General features: G+C 55.7%; 4 protein-coding genes. All 4 read right to left on the bottom strand.

From position 1 onward, the window contains the following. The coding region (locus tag AC2FNC_RS20090) for a bifunctional folylpolyglutamate synthase/dihydrofolate synthase (RefSeq protein WP_496716462.1) at window positions 1-485 on the bottom strand (485 nt) is incomplete at its 3' end. Continuing rightward, complete coding sequence (gene accD, locus AC2FNC_RS20085) at window positions 482-1,414, bottom strand: acetyl-CoA carboxylase, carboxyltransferase subunit beta (protein ID WP_480477200.1); 933 nt, start codon at window positions 1,412-1,414, stop codon at window positions 482-484. The genes AC2FNC_RS20090 and accD, both read right to left, overlap by 4 nt. 60 nt (window positions 1,415-1,474) lie before the next feature. After that, entirely contained in the window at window positions 1,475-2,359 is an 885-nt protein-coding gene (locus AC2FNC_RS20080; protein ID WP_496716461.1) for a CPBP family intramembrane glutamic endopeptidase, read from the bottom strand. After that, window positions 2,352-4,806, bottom strand: a 2,455-nt coding sequence (locus AC2FNC_RS20075) for a cyclic nucleotide-binding domain-containing protein (protein ID WP_496716460.1), incomplete at its 5' end; no start/stop codon positions are given. The genes AC2FNC_RS20080 and AC2FNC_RS20075, both read right to left, overlap by 8 nt.

Raw genomic sequence — 4,806 nt, 5'->3', positions numbered from 1 at the left:
GTAATGACTGTCACCGCCGGTTCATCAATCACATTTGTCGCGTCAAGCCGTCCGCCCAGACCGACCTCGAGCAGAGTGTAATCTGCTTTGCAGCGAGAGAAGGCCAGCAAGGCGGCGCAGGTTGTGATCTCGAAATACGTGATGTTCTCGCCGCCATTCGCCGCGTAGCACTCATCCAGAACCGCGGTCAGGCCGGGTTCCGAAATCAGTTCGCCCGCCAACCGGATACGTTCGTGAAATCGCGCTAGATGGGGCGAAGTGTAGGCATGAACGGAACGCCCTGCCCCTTCCAAGCCCGCCCGGATCATGGCCTGGGTCGAGCCTTTACCGTTGGTTCCGGCAATATGGATAACTGGAGGCAGCTTGAGCTGCGGGTTGTCCAAAGCGGCCAGCAATCGCCAGACGCGGTCCAAGGTCAAATCAATGATCTTGGGGTGCAGCGCCATCATCCGGTCGAGGATGGCGTCAGATGTCTTGGTGTTCATTTTTTTCCGGTCTCTTCGGCCTGCGCGACCTTGGCCGTTTCATCCGGGATCGGTGCTGGCAGATCACCTTTGATCGCCGGCGGTTGGTTCATCAGCATCCGGGTGATGGTGATCAGTTCGTCGCGCATCTCGGTACGTTTGGTGACACGGTCCAGCATCCCGTGATCCAGCAGGTACTCGGCCCGCTGGAAGCCGTCGGGCAACTTTTCGCGAATCGTCTGCTCGATAACTCGGGGACCGGCAAAGCAGATCAACGCGTTCGGTTCAGAGATGTGGACATCGCCCAACATCGCATATGACGCCGTCACACCACCGGTGGTGGGATGGGTCAGCACAACGATATAGGGCAAATTCGCTTCTTTCAGCATTTCGACGGCTACGGTTGTGCGCGGCATTTGCATCAGGCTGAGTATGCCTTCCTGCATCCGCGCACCACCAGCTGCCGAGAACAGGATCAGTGGGCGCTTTAGCTTAACCGCTTCTTGAGCGGCCGCGATGATCGCGTTGCCCACATACATGCCCATTGATCCGCCCATGAAGGAAAAATCCTGCGCTGCTGCAACGATAGGCGTGCGCCCGATTTCTCCTTTGACAACCAGCATCGCCTCTTTTTCGCCGGTCTTTTTCTGCGCCGCTCGCATACGCTCGGGATATTTCTTCTGGTCGCGGAAATGCAAGGGATCGTCTTTGGGGGCTGGCACTGCAACCTCAGTGAAAATACCGCCGTCGAACAGGTGATTGAATCGCTCGCGTGGGGTAATCGCCATGTGATGGTCACATTGGGTACAGACGTTCTGATTTTCCGCAAGTTCACGATGAAACAGCATCGTTCCGCACTCGTCACATTTCTGCCAGAGGTTTTCGGGCACTTCGCGGCGAGAGAAGATCGAGTTGATCCGGGGGCGGACGTAGTTTGTGATCCAGTTCATGTCGGAACCTTGGCTTGTGCGGTGTTGACGTCAAATAAGACGCCACGGGAAGAAATGCAATCAACGCCTGAGCGCAAGCCGCGCTGCCAGCCAGCATACGAACATCACAGCCAAATCCACCATCAGCCAGGGACGAAGCCGTTCGGCGTCAGATGCATCGAACGGAAGCGAGAAAAGCGCCAGCCCACTCAAGTTATCTGGCAAAGAAATGAACAATAATGCGATGATGTTATTGAAGAAATGCAAGGCGATAGCTGGCCCCAATGTGCCTGATCGCGCTGTGAGATCGGATGCAAACAACCCAAATATTAATGCCCAAAGCACAAACAGAATTGCATTTTCTCCTGCCAGTTCCGGTGTGTAGTGGCCGGCGGCAAACAAAACAGACGGAACCCCCATCCAAATGACGGGCGATTGAAACCTGGCTGCAAGAGCTTGCTGAATGTACCCTCGAAACAGAACTTCTTCGGCGCTGGTCTGAATCAGGACAACCAATACCGAGACCGGAAGCAACAAGAGCCAAGTTGAAAATGGCAGATTCTTTGACAGAGATTCCCCCAAGCCGTAGGGCGGCAGCAAGACACCGACGGCGCCCAAGATAAGCAGGGCTTTCAGCACTTTCAGAAATTGGGCCGCAACCAGACCCCGTTGGCCAAAAATTGATCGCAAAGATCGGTGCTGAAGCTGACGCGCGGCCACTGCCACGCCAAGAATGATGAACCCGAAACTGGCCAGCATCAGAAGCAGCGCCAAAGGTGTGTTGCCTTGCAAAAGTTCCTGACCCCACTTCGCTGGGCCCAACCCCGTGATCACGGTAAAAAACACCAGGTTCAAAACGCTGACCAGCGCGGCGATCAATGCCAGCCCCAGCAAAAGACGCCAGAGTTCGGGTCTGGCGCGGGCTGTTTCGACCAAACGCGCATGAGCCGAATACGCTCTAGGCATTCTTACCAATACCTTCCTGCGCCGTTTCATCTGTCACGGGCGGAAACATGTCTTCGGCGTTCTGGGCCACGCTGATCCTGTTCGAGAGCGTCGTCAGATACCCTGCAACCGTCTGCAGCAACTGCATAGCGACCGAAGCATCGCTTTCAACAACGGCACGCAGCTCTTCTGCGCCGATACGCAAGAAGCTGCTATCTTCCGTCGCGACCAGATCCAGCTGCCGTGGTTCCCCTGTAATGATGGACAGGTCGCCGATGAGCCGTCCGGGTTCTATGATCGAGATTGTCCGTTTCGTTCCATCCTCGTTGGACCAATCCAGTTTGGCCTGTCCTGAAATGCACAAATAGGCCGCATCCGGCGCCTGACCGCGGGAAAAGATGACTTGTCCGGCGCTGGCCTCGTACCATTGCGCCGAAAACGCCAGCAGCCGCTGGTTTCTGCCATCCAAGCCAGAAAACAGCTGCGTTGCTGACAGGATCTCGAGTTTCCGGCTCAGATCGTCCGAAGTGCTGTCCTCATGCGCTGGCCTGCTCCGCGAGACGCCGTCGATCCGTCCATCCTTTATTTCTACAAACAAGTCATAGGCTTCGGGGTGCGCAAAATGATCCTCCATGAAAATCATGATGGAATCGGGCAGCAACTCCCGCAGTTTCAGGCGCGTGCGCAACCGGCTTTCCGAGTCGTGGCTGGCCAACGCCTTGTCCAGGATCAGAATGTCGGGGCGTTTGATGCCTGCGCGCGAAAAAGCGGCACGCTCCTGAAACACGGTTGGAAGGTTGTTGCCGCCCAGCCCGGACGGAAGGTCATAAATAATGGCCGCTGCTCGACGGCGCAGACCGGCTTCGTTCATGGCCTCTGCAACGATGTCTTCGATATCTTCGGCATGGGCACCTGCCATCAAAGATATCCGGCCATAGATCGCGTTTTCCATCACGGTCAGGCGCGGCACATAGATGTCAGGCGCCACAGACATGAACAAACCGTCCATTGCACCACGCAACCGTTCAGCCTGGGTCTTGCGGATAGCAAGGATTTTTTCCTTGTATTCCTCTGGGAAATCAGGACCGATCTGTTCTGCGGTCAGAAGGAAAGGCACTGTCAGTAGCAAGGCGCGCTCCTGATCGCTCAGCGCAGCATTCCCTTTGGCTTTGCGCCGGTCCTGGATGTCAAGCAGCCGATGATACATGTCCTTGGACATGCCAAGCCGCAGAAACAGGGGATGGTCAGCCCCATCCCGCCCAAATGTCTTGCCAAGAGTATCCATGACGGCATTCGATATGCTGATCGCGTCATCTGCAAGATCATGGGTGCTGAGCAATTGTACAAACCGCGCGTCGCCAGCCAGAATGTCTGGAGAGATGTCGCGCGACGGTGCCGCGAACAACAGGTTTCCCCCAAGCGGGACAGCCGGGTTGAACTGGTTGGGATCGAACCGATAAACATACCGATCCAGTCCTTTTGCCTTCAACCGTTCAGCGATGGAGTCTCTCAGCCTGACTATTTCCTGTGCCAGTATCGGGTGTATCTCTGGATCAAACTGGGTGCGCAGAGTGCGCCGGAACATGAACTCGTCAATCCCCATGGCTTCCACCAGTTGGAACCACCAATCACGTATTCCATCAATATCGTCCAGACCGGCCAGTCCCGGATCGATCCACTCATCTTCCAGCGAGTCTGGTGGGTTACCGGCCCGAACAGACTCGATCTGACGACGGGACGGGGTTCTTATGGCATCTGCCTCGTGCTGTGGATGGGTGCGCAATGACATCATGAGGTTATCGCCCAAAGTCCCGTCAAACAGATACGGGCGTGAATAGGCATAACCGATCCGGGCCGCGATAACTGATTGGTGCAATTCGTCCAGCCTGTGGCCAGCTATGATCACATCGCCCTGAACAGGCAGAACCTCGCGGGTCAGCAACTGGCCCAATGCACTGCGTTCCGACGCATGGGTGGATTGAATCGCCACACGCGCGCCACGTGGGATAGTCAGATCAATATCCTCTAGAATGGTTTTGCCATCGCCATCGCGTACGGTCACATTGCGCAATTCGATATCACCGGTCAGATGCGGAATGGTTTCCGGCTCACCGATGAACAGCTCTTCGGGAATCATGTTGTCCGGGGCAAATCTTTCAGTAACCACTTCCCATCGCAGGGACATATCCTGTACCTGGTTGTAGTAGGTCAGAAGGTCTTTCCAGGGCCCGCTAAGGTCTTTGTACGCGCCCAACGCGGCAACCAATGCACCTACTGTCACCTCGCCCGTGATCGCCAGGTATCCGCCCACCGAATAAAACAAAAAAGGCGTCATCTGAGTGATCAGATTGTTCAGGAACTTCATAAAGAATTTCTTTTTGTAGATCTTGAACCGGATCTCGAACAAGGTTCCCAGCCTATGGCTGAACTGTGCCAGACGATACCGCCAGCCGCCATTCGTGCGCAGG

The organism is Ruegeria sp. BHSA123 (assembly GCF_059613425.1).
This window is presented reverse-complemented; position numbering and strand designations above follow the sequence as displayed.

Excerpts from the sequence above, each read along its gene's own strand:
- accD (WP_480477200.1), bottom strand. The coding sequence starts at position 1,414 with ATGAACTGGATCACAAACTACGTCCGCCCCCGGATCAACTCGATCTTC.
- AC2FNC_RS20080 (WP_496716461.1), bottom strand. The coding sequence starts at position 2,359 with ATGCCTAGAGCGTATTCGGCTCATGCGCGTTTGGTCGAAACAGCCCGC.